14 protein-coding genes are annotated in these 15121 nt (G+C 55.0%); 7 read left to right on the plus strand and 7 right to left on the minus strand.

Translation table 11 applies throughout. The features are described 5' to 3' along the window. Window positions 1–187 precede the first annotated feature (187 nt). From EC836_RS20795 to EC836_RS20805, 3 genes are read left to right on the plus strand one after another with little or no spacing between them, the layout of a single operon-like run. Window positions 188–907, plus strand: coding sequence for an MtnX-like HAD-IB family phosphatase (locus tag EC836_RS20795; protein WP_123336661.1), 720 nt, complete (start codon window positions 188–190; stop codon window positions 905–907). 55 nt (window positions 908–962) lie between these two features. After that, window positions 963–1319: an EamA family transporter gene (locus EC836_RS20800; protein ID WP_123336663.1), complete on the plus strand. Its 357-nt coding sequence runs from the start codon at window positions 963–965 to the stop codon at window positions 1317–1319. Further along, window positions 1319–1720: an EamA family transporter gene (locus EC836_RS20805; RefSeq protein WP_123336665.1), complete on the plus strand. Its 402-nt coding sequence runs from the start codon at window positions 1319–1321 to the stop codon at window positions 1718–1720. The genes EC836_RS20800 and EC836_RS20805 overlap by 1 nt, the downstream gene beginning before the upstream one ends. A gap of 203 nt (window positions 1721–1923) precedes the next feature. Here the strand turns inward: EC836_RS20805 and EC836_RS20810 are convergent, their stop codons facing one another. The 6 genes from EC836_RS20810 to ltnD form a co-directional block, all read right to left on the minus strand. Beyond that, entirely contained in the window at window positions 1924–3315 is a 1392-nt protein-coding gene (locus tag EC836_RS20810; RefSeq protein WP_123336667.1) for an aspartate aminotransferase family protein, read from the minus strand. A gap of 434 nt (window positions 3316–3749) precedes the next feature. After that, a complete protein-coding gene (locus EC836_RS20815; protein WP_123336669.1) occupies window positions 3750–5108 on the minus strand; it encodes a GntP family transporter in 1359 nt (452 codons plus the stop codon). 143 nt (window positions 5109–5251) lie between these two features. Continuing rightward, on the minus strand, window positions 5252–6028 hold the full coding sequence (locus tag EC836_RS20820) for an HPr family phosphocarrier protein (protein WP_123336671.1): 777 nt from the start codon (window positions 6026–6028) through the stop codon (window positions 5252–5254). A 4-nt stretch (window positions 6029–6032) separates the two neighbouring features. After that, window positions 6033–6656, minus strand: coding sequence for an aldolase (locus tag EC836_RS20825; RefSeq protein WP_123336673.1), 624 nt, complete (start codon window positions 6654–6656; stop codon window positions 6033–6035). Next, entirely contained in the window at window positions 6653–7915 is a 1263-nt protein-coding gene (gene otnK, locus EC836_RS20830; RefSeq protein WP_123336675.1) for a 3-oxo-tetronate kinase, read from the minus strand. The genes EC836_RS20825 and otnK overlap by 4 nt, the downstream gene beginning before the upstream one ends. Beyond that, complete coding sequence (gene ltnD / locus EC836_RS20835) at window positions 7915–8829, minus strand: L-threonate dehydrogenase (RefSeq protein ID WP_123336677.1); 915 nt, start codon at window positions 8827–8829, stop codon at window positions 7915–7917. Before ltnD ends, otnK begins: the two co-directional genes overlap by 1 nt. Window positions 8830–9109: 280 nt before the next feature. On the opposite strand from ltnD, the gene ygbI reads away from it, so the two are divergent. Beyond that, the gene (gene ygbI / locus EC836_RS20840; protein WP_123336679.1) at window positions 9110–9871 is read left to right on the plus strand and encodes a DNA-binding transcriptional repressor YgbI; all 762 of its coding nucleotides are present in this window, start codon (window positions 9110–9112) and stop codon (window positions 9869–9871) included. A 268-nt stretch (window positions 9872–10139) separates the two neighbouring features. Then, a complete protein-coding gene (locus EC836_RS20845; protein WP_123336681.1) occupies window positions 10140–11210 on the plus strand; it encodes a malate/lactate/ureidoglycolate dehydrogenase in 1071 nt (356 codons plus the stop codon). Between the two features lie 46 nt (window positions 11211–11256). Here the strand turns inward: EC836_RS20845 and EC836_RS20850 are convergent, their stop codons facing one another. Beyond that, window positions 11257–11883, minus strand: coding sequence for a LysE family translocator (locus tag EC836_RS20850; RefSeq protein ID WP_123336683.1), 627 nt, complete (start codon window positions 11881–11883; stop codon window positions 11257–11259). Between the two features lie 756 nt (window positions 11884–12639). Between EC836_RS20850 and EC836_RS20855 the strand changes: the two genes are divergently transcribed. Both EC836_RS20855 and cydB read left to right on the plus strand, forming a co-directional pair. Beyond that, complete coding sequence (locus tag EC836_RS20855; protein WP_123336685.1) at window positions 12640–14064, plus strand: cytochrome ubiquinol oxidase subunit I; 1425 nt, start codon at window positions 12640–12642, stop codon at window positions 14062–14064. Window position 14065: 1 nt separating this feature from the next. Next, window positions 14066–15073 (plus strand): cytochrome d ubiquinol oxidase subunit II, encoded by a 1008-nt coding sequence (gene cydB / locus EC836_RS20860; RefSeq protein WP_123336688.1) that lies wholly within the window; start codon window positions 14066–14068, stop codon window positions 15071–15073. The last annotated feature ends 48 nt before the right edge of the window (window positions 15074–15121 follow it).

Genomic DNA, 15121 nt, shown 5'->3' on the forward strand with positions numbered 1-15121 from the left:
GATAAATACCTAACGATGAAAATGCAATTTGTGCCTTTTTGACAGCTAATTCAAAAGCCGTTCGTTTATGCACCGTTTCTGTTTATATCTTATTTATATCTTCCCCCTTAAACTGAATCCGTTAATTAGCTGAACGGCCTCAACGCCTGTTCACTAACTTATTACCCTCTACAGTCGGACGTTATATATGGAAAATCAGGAATTATCCGGCACTATCACACGCGCGGATTCACGCTGGATTATTGTATGTGATTTTGATGGCACAATTAGTTGTGCCGATGTTACGGATACATTAATGGAGAAGTTTGGGCATCCTGACTGGCAATTACTGGAGACGCGCTGGAAAAATAACGAAATAGGTTCTCGCGATTGCCTCAGCGGTCAAATATCATTACTTGATGTTTCACGCCAGCAGATGGATGAATGCCTGGATAAAATCAAAATTGACCCAGAATTCTGTCGTTTTGCCCGCTGGGCAAAAACTGAGGCTATCCCGCTTTATGTGGTTAGCGATGGCCTTGATTACGCCATTGAACGGATCTTAAGCAATAACAACATTGCTGGCCTGCCGGTGATTGCCAATCACCTTGAGCAGGTTAGCGAGCGGCGCTGGCGCATCAGCTTTCCGCACTTTGATCCGCAATGTCAGTTCGCCAGCGGCACCTGCAAATGCCGGGTTGCACGCACGTTGAACCCGCGCGCGTTTTTAGTCATTGGCGACGGTCGCTCCGATTTCTGCGTTGCCGCTAAAGCCAGTCACGTACTGGCAAAAAAAAGCCTGCTAACCCAGTGCCTGAAAGGGGGGATTCCGCACACGCCTTTTAATAGTTTCAGCGAGGTGCGCGTCTGTGTTGAAGGTCTGACTATACAGGACAGCTTGCCGATTCCATCGCAGGAGAACGTATGATTTCCCTCAACGGCGATCTGTTGCCGGACCGGAAAACCACCGGCAGCGAGCCATTATGAGTCATCTCACCCTGTTGCTGTGGTTTCTCAATGTGGCGATCGACAGCATGGGCCAACTGTCGTTTAAAGCCGCAGCCAGCGGTAGCGCACACTATGAGGGCCTGCGACAGTGGCGGTATATGCTGCTGCGGCCGTGGATCTGGCTGGGTATGGCCTGTTACGCCATTGAATTTTTGCTGTGGCTGGCCTTTTTGACGCTCGTCCCGCTTTCCGTTGGCATCCTGCTTGGCTCAACCAGCATTGTCACCATTATGCTGGCCGGGAGAATTTGGTTTAAGGAGTCGCTTACTTGCTGGCGCTTAACCGGCATTCTGTTGATTTCGTTGGGCGTAGCGATAACAGGGATGGATTAATGAAACGCTTCTATATTATTGGCTTCCTCGCGTTGATGGCGTTCGACACGCTGGCGCAGCTCAGCTTTAAAGCGGCGGCGATTCATGCGTCACCGCTCACGATGGACGTCGCCTGGCTCTCTCGTATATTCAGCCACCCGTGGATTTATGGTGGATTTCTGGGTTATACCGGCGCGTTTTTCACCTGGATGACGCTGTTGAAGTACGCGCCGATTGGCCCGGCATTTGCCGCATCGCATCTTGAAATTATCAGCGTTACGCTGCTTTCGGTCTGGTTATTTGACGACAGCCTGACGCTGACCAAAACCTTCGGCGGGTTGTTGATCCTCGCCGGGATCCTGTTGCTGGCAAAGGGGGAGATCGCTCAGGTCGATGAGAACGCGGAACGGCAGGTACAGTGAGTCTCTTTTTTGACTCACGCCAGCCACTTTCGCCAGCCCGGATAGATGGGCTGGCTATGGCACTACGATAGTTAACAGATTCAACCGGATCGAGAATGACGGCACACCATCAACAGCGCTCGTACGATAACCTCCTGCGACGGATACATCGCAAATAGCGCGCCCTGTTGCTGGTTCTCACTGATTGACGTACTTTTTCCTGATCATTTACTGGTGTACAGCTCGCGTTTCGCCCGAACCAGCAGCTGATCTAACAGCGTAATAGCCTGATCGATCTCAGACCGGCTGATCTCAAGCGATGGCGCGAAGGTGATAACATTTTTATAGTACCCTCCCACATCCAGCACCAGCCCGGTCTTCTGCCCCTGATACTCCAGCGTCCCGGAAAGACCAATATCCACCATCTTATCCAGCAGCGCTTTATCCGGCGTGAATCCGTCCGGCCCGCAAAGCTCCGCACGCAGCGCCAGTCCAAGACCGTCAACGTCGCCAATCTCTTTATGCTGCAGTTGGAGAGATTTCAGTCCCTCAAGGAAATAGGCACCGCTTTCCATCACCTGGCGCTCGTAGTCTTTCTCCGCCAGCATATGCATCACTTCCAGCCCGACGGCGGTACCCAGCGGATTCGAGGCAAAGGTAGAGTGGGTGGATCCGACGGGGAAAGTGGTTGGGTTAATCATCTCTTCCCGTGCCCAAATGCCCGCCAGCGGGTTAAGGCCGTTAGTCAGCGCTTTGCCAAACACCAACACGTCCGGCGTAATCCCAAAGTGTTCAACCGACCACAGCTTACCCGTACGATAAAAGCCCATCTGAATTTCATCCACCACCAGCAGAATGCCATGCTGATCGAGTACCTTTTTCAGCGCGGGGTAGAAATTGCGCGGAGGAATAACGTAGCCACCGGTGCCCTGCACGGGTTCGATATAAAATGCCGCAAATTCAGACTGCTGTGCTTTCGGATCCCACAGTCCGTGGTATTCGTTTTCAAACAGGCGGGCAAAATCAGCGACCAGTTTTTCCGCGTACTCTTCCGGGGTCATGCCTTTCTGACGGCGGAACGGATAGGGGAACGGAATAAACTGCGCACGTTCACCAAAGTGGCCAAAGCGGCGGCGGTAGCGATAGCTGGAGGTAATCGATGACGCACCCAGCGTACGTCCATGATAGCCGCCCTCAAAGGCGAACATCCGGCTTTTACCGTTGCAGAAATTGCGCACCAGCTTCAGGGAATCATCCACCGACTGTGAGCCACCGACGTTGAAATGCACTCTGCCCGGCAGGCCAAATTTACGCTCCATATCCTGAGCAATGATTTTTGACAGCTCGATTTTGGTAGGATGCAGATACTGGCTGGCCAGCTGCGGCAGCTGGTCAATTTGTTTTTTTAAGGCGTTATCAAGGCGGGGATTGGCGTAACCAAAGTTGACTGCCGAGTACCACATTTGCAGATCGAGATAGGGAGTATCCTGCGCATCAAACAGATAGCTTCCTTTGCAGCGATCGAAGATTTTGGGTGGATTAACATAATGCACCGTATCACCATACGAACAATACTTCGCTTCATCCTGTAATAGCTGTTCTTCATTAAACGTCATCATTTCTCCTTGGCACGTTTCTCCATATAAGTTCTGCGAGTATATCCCGCAAAAGAAAATATTTTAGTGCACGCAGAGGCATATTGACGTTTGGTTGATAATAAAAACCCCGTATTTATTTCGCAATAGATACTAAAAACACAACCACGAAAATAGAAAGTGGTTACATTTAAAAAGACGAAAGGCATGATTAACCAAGATTAAAAATTAATGTCGGCCACCTGTAGAGTATAAACAGGCGGCCGGAAAGACAATCAGAAAATGAGTTTAAAGACACCGGTAATCGTTAACAGCCCAACGATAAAGATAATTGCGATGACCCAGAGAATAATTTTCATTTTTCATCTCCTTCAAAGGTAAAAAGCCACAGAACTCATCAGTAAGTTCCTGTGGCTTAAGTATAGAAGAAGATTTCCGCTTCGCAGGCCAGCGGGTTATAGCACCGCCGACAGCAGCCACACCAGCACAAAGCCGGTCAGGCCCATAGCGGTGGTTAACACCGTCCAGGTTTTCAGGCCATCGGCAACCGACAGGCCCAGATAGCGCGTTACCACCCAGAAACCGGCATCATTGACATGAGAAAGCCCCAAACCGCCGAAACAGGCCGACAGCGTCACCAGTACCAGCTGCATATCGCTCAGTCCGGTGACGGCCTGGGTTAGCAGACCGCTGGTAGTTAGAATTGCGACGGTGGCAGAACCCTGTGACGCACGCAGCGCCAGCGACAGCAGGAACGCGGCCGGGATCAGCGGCAGATTAATCGTTTCCAGCGACAGCGCCAGTGCCTTGCCCACGCCGGACTCCACCAGCACCTTGCCAAACGCACCGCCTGCACCGGCCACCAGAATAACCCCTGCAGAGCTGGGAATGGCGCGATCCAGCAGATCGCTGAGCTTATCCCGACTCCAGCCACGGCGCAGGCCCAGCAGCCAGGCGGAAAGCGCCAGCGCAATCAGCAACGCAATCGCTGGCGTACCGACCAGCGTTAGCACCTGGCGGATCACATTCCCTTCCGGCAGCACCGTGTGCGCCAGCGTGCCCACCACAATCAGCACGATCGGCACAACGATTAGCGAGGAAATCAACCACGCGCCGGGGGCCTGCTCGCCCTTCGACGGGTTCTGGCTACCCTCCGGCTTTGCCAGCTGTAACTGTTCCAGCACGCTGACCGAAAGCTGATACTGGCGGCGGTTCATCGCTTTCGCCACGAAGTAACCCACCACGCCAACGGGGATGGACACCGCAATGCCCAACAGCATCAGCCAGCCCATATCACTGCCCAACAGTCCCGCCGCGGCCGCCGCACCGGGATGGGTTGGCAGCGCCACGTGCACCGTCAGCATCACACCGGCCATCGGCAGGCCATACTTTAGCGGAGAAACGCGGGCCACCTTGGTAAAGCCATAAATCAGTGGAATAACGATAATAAAGCCGACCTCAAAGAACACCGGAATACCGAGAATAAAGGCCGCCATGGTCAGCGCTGCCACAGTACGTTTAATTCCCAGCGTCTGAGTAAAGCGCTGCGCCAGAGATTCTGCGCCACCGGAGCATTCAATAATTGCCCCCAGCATCGCCCCCAGCACGATAATAATGGTTATCGAACCGAGCAGGCCGCCCATTCCGGCGGAAATCACCTTCATAATATTATCGGCGGGGATCCCGGTGGCGATGGCAACCAGCAGACTGACCACCAGCAGGGCGACAAAGGGATGGACTTTGGCTTTAATCACCAGCAGCAGCAGAATAAGCACGCTGGCAACGGCGATCGTTAATAACAGGGCGGTAGACATAAATAAGCCTCAATAATTATATTTATTTCAGCGCTTTAGAGCGCCGTTATCAGCAGCATTTCCCCTGGCGGGTGGCCAGATTCAGGCAACAGAAACCCGACGCTGCGCAAAATTTGCGCAGCGCGGTGAGTATTCACGTCAGATTATTTCCAGGCGTCGAACCAGCCCAGACCTTCCAGAGTGGTGGTACGCGGGAAATATTCACAGCCGATCCAACCCTGATAACCGCTGCGGTCAATCAGATCGAACAGCCACGGATAATTCAGCTCCCCTTCGTCCGGCTCATGGCGGTCGGGCGCTGAGGCAATCTGGATATGCTGATACTGACCGACGTAATCGGCGATCAGATGGCTCAGGTTGCCGTCCACCAGCTGCGCGTGGAAAAGATCGAGCTGGGTGAAAACATTCGGCCTGTCGATGCGTTTAACGATATCCAGCGTCTGGTACTGGCTGGAATACAGATAGTTCAGCTTGGTTTTCGGATTCAGCGCCTCAAGCAGCACGCGAATACCGTGCGGCGCAAAGCGATCGGCGGCGTAGCGCACATTGTCGATAAAGGTACGGCACCAGGCTTCGCGGTCGGCACCCGGCGGCACCACCGAAGCCATCACGTGCACCTGACGGCAGTTCAGCGCCAGCGCATACTCCAGCGCGCGGTCGATGTCACGACGGGCGTCTTCTTCACGTCCTGGGATCGCGCAAACGCCCCACTCTCCCGCCGCCGCGTTCCCCGGTGCGGTGTTAAACAGCACCAGCTCCAGCTTATTCCGCGTCAGGGCCTCTTTCAGTACCGCCGCATCGTATTCATAGGGAAACAGAAATTCCACGCCTTTAAAACCGGCCTGTGCCGCAGCGTCAAAGCGCTCAAGGAAAGGCAGTTCGTTAAACAGCGTAGAAAGGTTAGCAGCAAACTTAGGCATGATTTCAGCTCCGTAATTCAGCCACTTCGTCATCGGTCAGATAACAAATCGGGCGATCGCCCAGGGTAAATATCAGTCGGGCAGTCTCTTCCAGTTCCTCGGTATTGTCCGCGGCCTCACGCAGCGTTTTTCCTACCACCACCGGCCCGTGATTCGCCAGCAGGAATGCGCGATAGTGTGGCGCCAGCTTCGCCAGATCCTCACCGAGTCGAGAATCGCCCGGACGATAATAAGGAACAACCGGCACATCGCCAACGCGCATCACCACATAAGGCGTGAAAGGACGAATACAGTTTTTGCTGTCCAGCCCCTCCAGACAGGAAAGCGCGGTCAGATACAGACAGTGCAGATGCACGATGGCCCCGCACGCCGGGTTGTTCTGATAGATAGCGCGGTGGAAGCTGATCTCCTTTGAGGGTTTATCGCCGCCGATCCACTCCCCATCCGGAGTCACCTTCGACAAGCGCTCCGCTACCAGCTCGCCGAGGCAGGATCCGGTCGGCGTCGCCAGCAGCGTGCCGTCCTCCAGCCGCATCGATAAATTTCCCGCCGAACCGGTGGCGTAGCCGCGCTGGAAAAACGAGGCGCCCAGCCGGACCATTTCTTCACGTGCCTGCTGTTCAGTCATACTGCGAACTCCGTTTGCGCGCGGGCAAAAAAGTTTTCATCACCGAAATTACCGGACTTTAGCGCAAGGGATACCGGCTGCGTGACCGATCGGACCCACGGAACGCCGGGGGAAATCACCGGACCGATATGGAAAGCATCAATCTTCAGCGTCTGCGCCACCACGCCCGAGGTCTCCCCTCCGGCGACGATAAAGCGCTGCCAGCCGCGCAGCTGCAGTTCACGCACCACGCTGGCGAACAGTTGCTCAACGGCCTCGCTGCTCTGCTGCGCACCGTACTGCTGCTGAATCCGCTGCAGCGTTTCCGGCTCGGAGGTGGCAAATAGCATCGGCGCCAGTGCCTCTTCGGCATGACCCGCCACCCAGTCGCACAGCTCGTGCGCATAGGCATCGCGCTGCTCCAGCGCGCGCTCTACATCAACCGCCAGTGAAGAAGCCTGCTGACGATAACGGGCCACCTGGCGGTTGGTCATCGTCGAGCACGAACCGGAGATAACCACCGCACGTCCGCCCTGCGGTTTACCGGCTGCCTGCGCCTGCTCACGATCCCAGCCGCTGCTCGCCCACTGCCGCGCCAGGCCAATGGCCAGCCCGGAACCGCCGGTCACCAGCTTCATCTCACGCAGCGCTTCACCCTGAGTCAGCAGATGCTGTTCGTTAAGCGCGTCCAGCACCACATAGCGTACCCCCTCTGCCGCTAGCGCGGCCAGTTCGGCGCGCACCGCTTCAGCACCACGATCCAGCGTCTGGCTGGCAATCAGACCGGCCTTACCCGTCGCCTGCGCTTCCATCAGCCGCAGCAGGTTGCTGTCGGTCATCGGCGTAACCGGATGATGGCGCATACCGGAATCGGACAGCAGCTGGTTCATCACGAACAGATGCCCCAGATAGACGGTGCGACCATTGACAGGCAGCGCCGGAGAAATCACCGTCTGCGTTTCACCCAGCGCGGCCAGCAGCGCATCGGTGACCGGACCGATGTTACCTTTCGCGGTGCTGTCGAAGGTTGAACAGTATTTAAAGTAGAACCGCTCGCAGCCCTGCTGTTGCAGCCATGCCAGCGCAGCAAGAGAATCCTCAACGGCTTTTTCCGCCGCGCAGGAGCGCGACTTCAGGCTGACCACTATCGCTTCCGCATCCAGTCGGCGATCGTCCTGCGGCACGCCGTTAACCTGTACCGTTGACATGCCGTTCTGCACCAGAAAACTGGCGATATCGGTGGCACCGGTAAAATCATCTGCAATCACACCCAGGCGCATTATTGCTGCTCCTTTTTTTCCGGCAGCGTAATGCCGCTGAAGATCTTGATCACCGCGCTGTCGTCCTCGCGGCCGAAGCCAGCATTGCTCGCGGAGGTGAACATATTGAACGCCGTTGAGGCCAGCGGCAGCGGGAAGTGCAGCGCTTTCGCCGTGTCTGCCACCAGCCCGAGATCTTTCACAAAGATATCTACTGCGGATTTCGGCGAGTAGTCACCGTCAACAACATGGCGCATGCGGTTTTCAAACATCCAGGAATTGCCCGCCGCGTTCGTCACCACGTCGTACATGGTATCCAGCGGGATACCCGCACGTGCCGCCAGCGCCATCGCTTCCGCACCGGCAGCAATATGCACGCCCGCCAGCAGCTGATGGATAATCTTCACCGTGGATCCAAGACCGATTTCACTGCCGATGCGATACACTTTACCCGCAACGGCATCGAGTACCGGCTGCAGGCGCGCGAAGGCGGCATCGCTGCCGGACGCCATCACCGTCATCTCGCCCGCTGCCGCTTTCACTGCTCCACCGGATACCGGGGCATCCAGCATAATCAGCTGATGCTGAGCCAGCTGCTGCTCAATACTCTGCGCATCGGCGGCGGAAATCGTGGAGGACACCATCACGGCAGTGCCCGGCTTCAGGCGCGGTGCCAGGCCGTTCTCGCCAAACAGAATAGCGTTAACCTGAGCGGCATTCACCACCAGCAGCAGCACCGCATCCAGCCGGTCGGCGAAATCATCAGCGCGGCTTTCTGCCGCCTGTGCGCCGCTGTCGCGCAGGGTTTGCAATGCCAGTGGATTGAGATCCACGCCCCAGGTCCGCAGGCCTGCCTTAATACAGGATTGCGCCGCGCCCATGCCCATAGATCCGAGGCCAACGACACAAACCGACATTGATGCTGCGTTTGACATACGCTCTCCGTGTTAATTTTGGTGATAATTTGTTTTCTTGTGTGAAGTATAGGCGTTTTAAGCGCCAAACTTGGTGATGCTCATCACAATAATTAACAATCAATACAGACTCATTCACATAGATTAACAGCGAGTCGATAAAGATAAATTCAAATAAAAGCAAATACATTCAGCAGGATAGTCTTTTTTACAAGGTGAAAAGCTGTGACGATAAAACGCGGGCGTGATAAATTGGTAAAAAATGTGGTGCTGTTACCCCGCTCATTCGCAAGGAGAGTGCATGATCCCTATTGAACGCCATCAACAAATTTTATCGCTGGTGCAGGAACGCGGCGTGGTCAGCATTGCTGAACTGACGGAACGACTGGCGGTCTCCCATATGACCATCCGCCGCGATCTACAAAAACTGGAAGAACAGGGTGCGGTGATGCTGGTTTCCGGCGGCGTACGTTCAACCGATCGCCTTGCCAGTGAGCCTTCGCATCTGGATAAAACCAGCATGTTCAGCCAGGAAAAACAGGCCATTGGCGCGGCCGCCGCGCAGCATATTCCACGCAACAGCTGTATTTATCTGGATGCGGGTACCACTACTCTGGCGCTGGCGCGCGAACTCAGCGTTCGTGACGACCTGTTGATCGTCACCAACGACTTCGCGATTGCCAACTTCCTGATCGATGGCAGCCAGTGTCGGATGATCCACACCGGCGGCACGCTGTGTCGCGATAACCGCTCAAGCGTCGGGGACGCCGCCGCACAGGCCCTGCGCGGGCTGTCGATCGACATCGCATTTATCTCCGCCTCCTGCTGGGGCACTCGGGGAACCTTCACCCCGGATGAAGAAAAAATTGCCGTAAAACGCGCCGCCAGCGAAGTAAGCAGTAAACGGGTGCTACTGGCCGACAGTTCGAAATACAATAAGATCGCCACGTTCCTCGCCCTGCCGCTCGATCGATTTGACAGCATCATTACCGATCCGCATCTGTCGGCGTCGGCGAATCGCGAACTGGCAGCCATGGATATTGACATCACCCTTGCCGGCTAATCGGACGGTAGCGCTGCGTCTCGTGTAACAGGAATTGTTCAGCTGTTACCGTAATCGATTTAGAAGATCGAAATGTGTAAATTGATCTGAATAATCAATTATATTTATCCAAATAAATCGTGAGACAATTCCGCTGTACCATCTCGTGGTAAAGTCGAGAAATAATTTTCGTTGCCCACTTTCTGTGGGCTTTTTTTTAAAAAATCCTGCGCGCCCCTGCAACAACCCGGATAGGATAAAGACGATATTTAAAACATGGAGCGTCGCTATGGATGAAATTCGTATTGCCCCCGATAACCTGCATCAGATGGTCTACAGCCTGTGGCAACAGGCGGGCAGCAGTCGATCTGAAGCAAAAAAAATAGCCGATCACCTGGTTGCCGCCAATCTTGCCGGCCACGACTCACACGGCGTGGGGATGATCCCCACCTATATGACCTCTCGTGCGCTGGGAAACCTGCAGCAAAACCGTGAACTACAGATCGTTAAGGATGCCGGGGCGGTGTTAACCGTTGATGGCCAACAGGGATTTGGCCAGGTGATGGCTGACCAGGCGATGGAACTGGCGATTGGCCGAACCCGCGAACTGGGCCTGTGCGCGATCGCCCTGCGTAATTCTCACCACATCGGACGCATCGGACACTGGGCAGAAATGTGTGCCCGCGCCGGATTTATCTCGTTCCATTTTGTCAACGTGGTCGGCGATCCGCTGGTCGCGCCTTTTAACGGCAGCGACCGCCGGTTCGGCACCAATCCGTTCTGTGCCATATTTCCGCGCCCCGGCAAGACTCCGCTGCTGCTGGATTTCGCCACCAGCGGCATCGCCTACGGCAAAACCCGGGTGGCGTGGAATAAAGGCGTGCCGGTTGCCGACGGCAACCTGATCGACAGCCACGGCCAGCCGACCTGCGATCCCGCCGTCATGCATGACACCCCTTACGGCTCACTGCTGGCGTTCGGCCTGCACAAAGGCTATGCGCTGGCGGTGATGTGTGAAATTCTCGGCGGCGCGCTTTCCGGGGGTAAAACCACCCATCAGGATTCACTGCAAACCTCACCGGCGGCGATTTTCAACTGCATGACCAGCATCGTGCTGGATCCGGCCGCGTTCGATGCCCCGGAAATGCAGCAGGAAGCGCAGCGGTTTATCGACTGGGCAAAAGCGTCGCCGCAGGCCGGTGAACAACCGATTAAAGTGCCCGGTGAATGGGAAGAGGAGCAGCGGGCGGATCGTCAGCAGCACGGCATTCCGATCGATGCCAACAGCTGGCAACAGCTGTGCCAGGCGGCACGCGAAGCCGGTATGTCAGAAGAAGAACTGGCCGGTTACCAGCCCTGAGCCATCGGCTGAACGCGGCGTAGCTTCTGGCTACGCCGCTGACCGCCTAGCGTGAAGACAGCAGCTTGATCCCTGCCGCAGTGAAGAACAGCGCAAACACCCCTTCAATACCGCGACGGCATTTCTGATAGCCCCGGCTCATCACACGGGTCGAAAACAGCAGCGCGTAGCTGCTGAACACCACGATGCCTAACAGCGCACAGCCGCCAACAATCATCGGCAGTAGCCAGGGAGAGGCGTCGGCGTGGATACCCAGAGACATAATCGCCATCCAGACCATAATCGCCTTCGGGTTGCTGAGGTGCAACAGTAAACCACGGCGATAGAGTGCATGATAAGGAAGCGGCATGGCTATCGCTCCACCTTCATTCAGCGGCCTGGACTGCGACGCGCTACGGGCGGCCTTAAACGCCAGCCAGAGCAGATAGAGGCCGCCGACGATTTTAATTACCGTCACCGCCTGCGCCCAGGCCAGCAGCAGCGTCGACAATCCGGTGGCCACCAGCATCGCCCAGAACAGCGAGCCGCTGATCACTCCGGCGGCCAGCATCAGAGCGGGCACCCGCCCCTGGCTCATTGCCACTCCCATAATCGCCATATTGCTGGGGCCCGGGCTGGCGGTACCCAGCAAATAGGCCGCATAAACCGGCAACAGCGCCAACAGAATTTCCATATTACTTCCCCAAAGATGGCCGACAATAGCCGAGAACAGCTGTTATAGCATGCCGGTCCGGGCGGCGGCTAATACGCATATTTCACTCAGATGAATTTTGATTTCTGACAACCATTGCGCAGATAAATGCCATTTAAATGTAACTAAACATTTCAACATGCGTGTTTTTATGTATTACATTATTAACATTTTTCGGACTAAGGTTGAAAATAGCGGGATGAGAAACGGTGAGATAAATGCAGGCAGATTAACAAATTAAATTACCACCTAAAAACGCAACACAAAGATCACATATTTCACTAAACCTTTATATTTTCTGTGGTTATTATATCAATACCGTGACATAAAGTTATTTTCATATCCCTCTTCGCTATAAAAAAAACCTCAGCTCAACGTCAAAAATTCAGATCAGGAAGAAGTATCCGATGCATTTCCTGCCATACGAATGAAGAAAAAAAACCTTACCCATCATAATTATACAGTTCATTCACATCTCATCAGCATTTCACTAGCCTGCTTTAACATTTCCCGCCAGCGATTTAACCTGCCTGCGAAACACTTCATCGTAATAATCATTGCTGTTATACCCGCGATCAATATTACTGTTACTACTCCTTCACCGGATTTGGTCTTAGGATCACGCCGTCGTAGATGAGAAACCCGCAATTTGCCACCTTCACTTTTTCACAATGTAGTCTATTTGTTAATTGTGGGTAAAAAAATAAAAGGCAGTATTATGCTAGATCGAGGTAAGCAATGTTCGGATTAGATGCGTATCACCTGGCGAGGATACAGTTTGGCTTTACCGTAGCCTTTCACATCCTTTTCCCCGCTATCACCATTGGGCTGGCCAGTTTCCTTGCGGTACTGGAAGGCCTGTGGCTGAAAAGCAAAAACGAGGTTTATCGCGACCTCTATCATTTCTGGTCAAAAATCTTCGCCGTCAACTTCGGGATGGGCGTGGTGTCAGGGCTGGTGATGGCCTATCAGTTCGGTACTAACTGGGCTGGATTCTCACAGTTTGCCGGCAGTATTACCGGCCCGCTGCTCACCTATGAAGTGCTGACCGCCTTCTTCCTGGAAGCCGGCTTCCTTGGCGTCATGCTGTTTGGCTGGAATCGCGTCAGCCGCGGCCTGCACTTCTTTGCCACCTGCATGGTGGCACTGGGCACGATTATTTCCACCTTCTGGATCCTGGCTTCCAACAGCTGGATGCAAACGCCGCAGGGCTACGCGGTGGAAAACGGGATCGTGGTCCCTGCCGACTGGCTGGCAATCATCTTCAACCCGTCTTTCCCGTATCGACTGCTGCACATGTCCGTGGCGGCTTTCCTGGTCACCGCGTTCTTCGTGGGTGCCTCGGCGGCCTGGCATCTGCTGCGTAAAAACGATACCCCGGCCATTCGCAAAATGCTGTCCATGGCCCTGTGGATGGCGCTGATCGTCTCGCCGATTCAGGCAATGATTGGCGATGCGCACGGCCTGAATACCCTCGAACATCAACCGGCGAAAATCGCCGCGATCGAAGGGCACTGGGAAAACCCACCGGGTGAAGCCACGCCGCTGATCCTGTTTGGCATCCCGGACATGAAGGAAGAGCGAACCCGCTACGCGCTGGAAATTCCTTACCTCGGCAGCCTGATCCTGACCCACAGCCTCGACAAACAGGTTCCGGCACTGAAAAGCTTCCCGAAAGAAGATCGCCCTAACTCGCTGGTGGTGTTCTGGTCATTCCGCGTGATGGTTGGTCTGGGCATGCTGATGATCCTGATGGGCGTAGTGAGCCTGTGGATGCGCCGCGGCCAGCGCCTGTACACTTCGCGTCCGTTCCTGTGGTTTGTTCTGCTGATGGGGCCATCCGGGCTTATCGCGCTGGTGGCAGGCTGGATCACCACGGAAATGGGGCGTCAGCCGTGGGTGATCTATGGCCTGCTGCGCACCCGCGATGCGGTTTCGCTGCACAGTACGCTGCAGATGGCGATCTCGCTGATAGCCTTTATCCTGGTTTACGTCTCGGTATTCGGCGTCGGCTATACCTATCTGGCGAATCTGATCAAAAAAGGTCCGCAGACCGGTGAAGGTGACCATACGCCAGAAGGTGGACCGGGGACCTCGCACACGCCTTCTCGCCCGCTGTCGGCGGTGCAGGAAAAATTAAATTCATCGGAAGAGGGAAAATAAGATGGGAATCGATCTCTCCATTATCTGGTTTACCATCATTGTCTTCGCCACCCTGATGTACATCATTATGGATGGCTTCGATCTCGGTATCGGCATCCTGTTCCCGTTCAACAAGGACCCCGTTGAGCGCGACATGATGGTCAATACCGTCGCCCCGGTGTGGGACGGTAACGAAACCTGGCTGATCCTCGGCGGAGCCGCGCTGTTCGGTGCCTTCCCGCTGGCCTATGCGGTGATCACCACCGCGCTGGCCGCACCATTGACGATTATGCTGATCGGCCTGATCTTCCGTGGTGTGGCCTTTGAATTCCGCTTTAAGGCCACCGAAGAACACCGTCCGTTCTGGGACAAAGCCTTTATCGGCGGTTCATTTGTAGCCACCTTCAGCCAGGGTGTCGTTCTGGGTGCGGTCATTAACGGTTTCGAAGTCACCAACCGTACCTACAGTGGCCCGGCGCTGGCGTGGCTGACGCCGTTTACGCTGTTCTGCGGCGTAGGTCTGGTTCTGGCCTATGCGCTGCTGGGCAGCACCTGGCTGATTATGAAAACCGAGAACGAACTGCACCGCAAAATGACCGCGCTGACGAAGCCGCTGCTGCTGGCGCTGCTGGTGGTCATTGCCATCGTCAGCGTCTGGACCCCGCTGCTGCACGAGAATATTATGCATCGCTGGTTTAGCCTGCCTAACCTGTTCTGGTTCCTGCCGGTGCCGGTACTGGTGCTGGCCGCTGCCTGGGGACTGCTAAGCGCGCTGAAGCGCCATGCGCACTACACGCCGTTCCTGCTCACGCTGGCGCTGGTATTCCTGGGCTTTACCGGCCTCGGTATCAGTATCTGGCCGAATATCATTCCGCCATCTATCACCATCTGGGATGCCGCCTCTCCGCCGCAGAGCCAGGGCTTTATGCTGGTGGGCGGTCTGCTGATCATTCCGGTGATTCTGGTTTATACCTTCTGGAGCTACTACGTGTTCCGCGGCAAAATTAAGCCGGATGAAGGTTATCACTGATATTCATCAGGAAAAGGGGGGATCGCAGGATCCCCCTTTTTTTACACC

The organism is Erwinia sp. JUb26, from assembly GCF_003751505.1.
Lineage (GTDB): Bacteria > Pseudomonadota > Gammaproteobacteria > Enterobacterales > Enterobacteriaceae > Erwinia.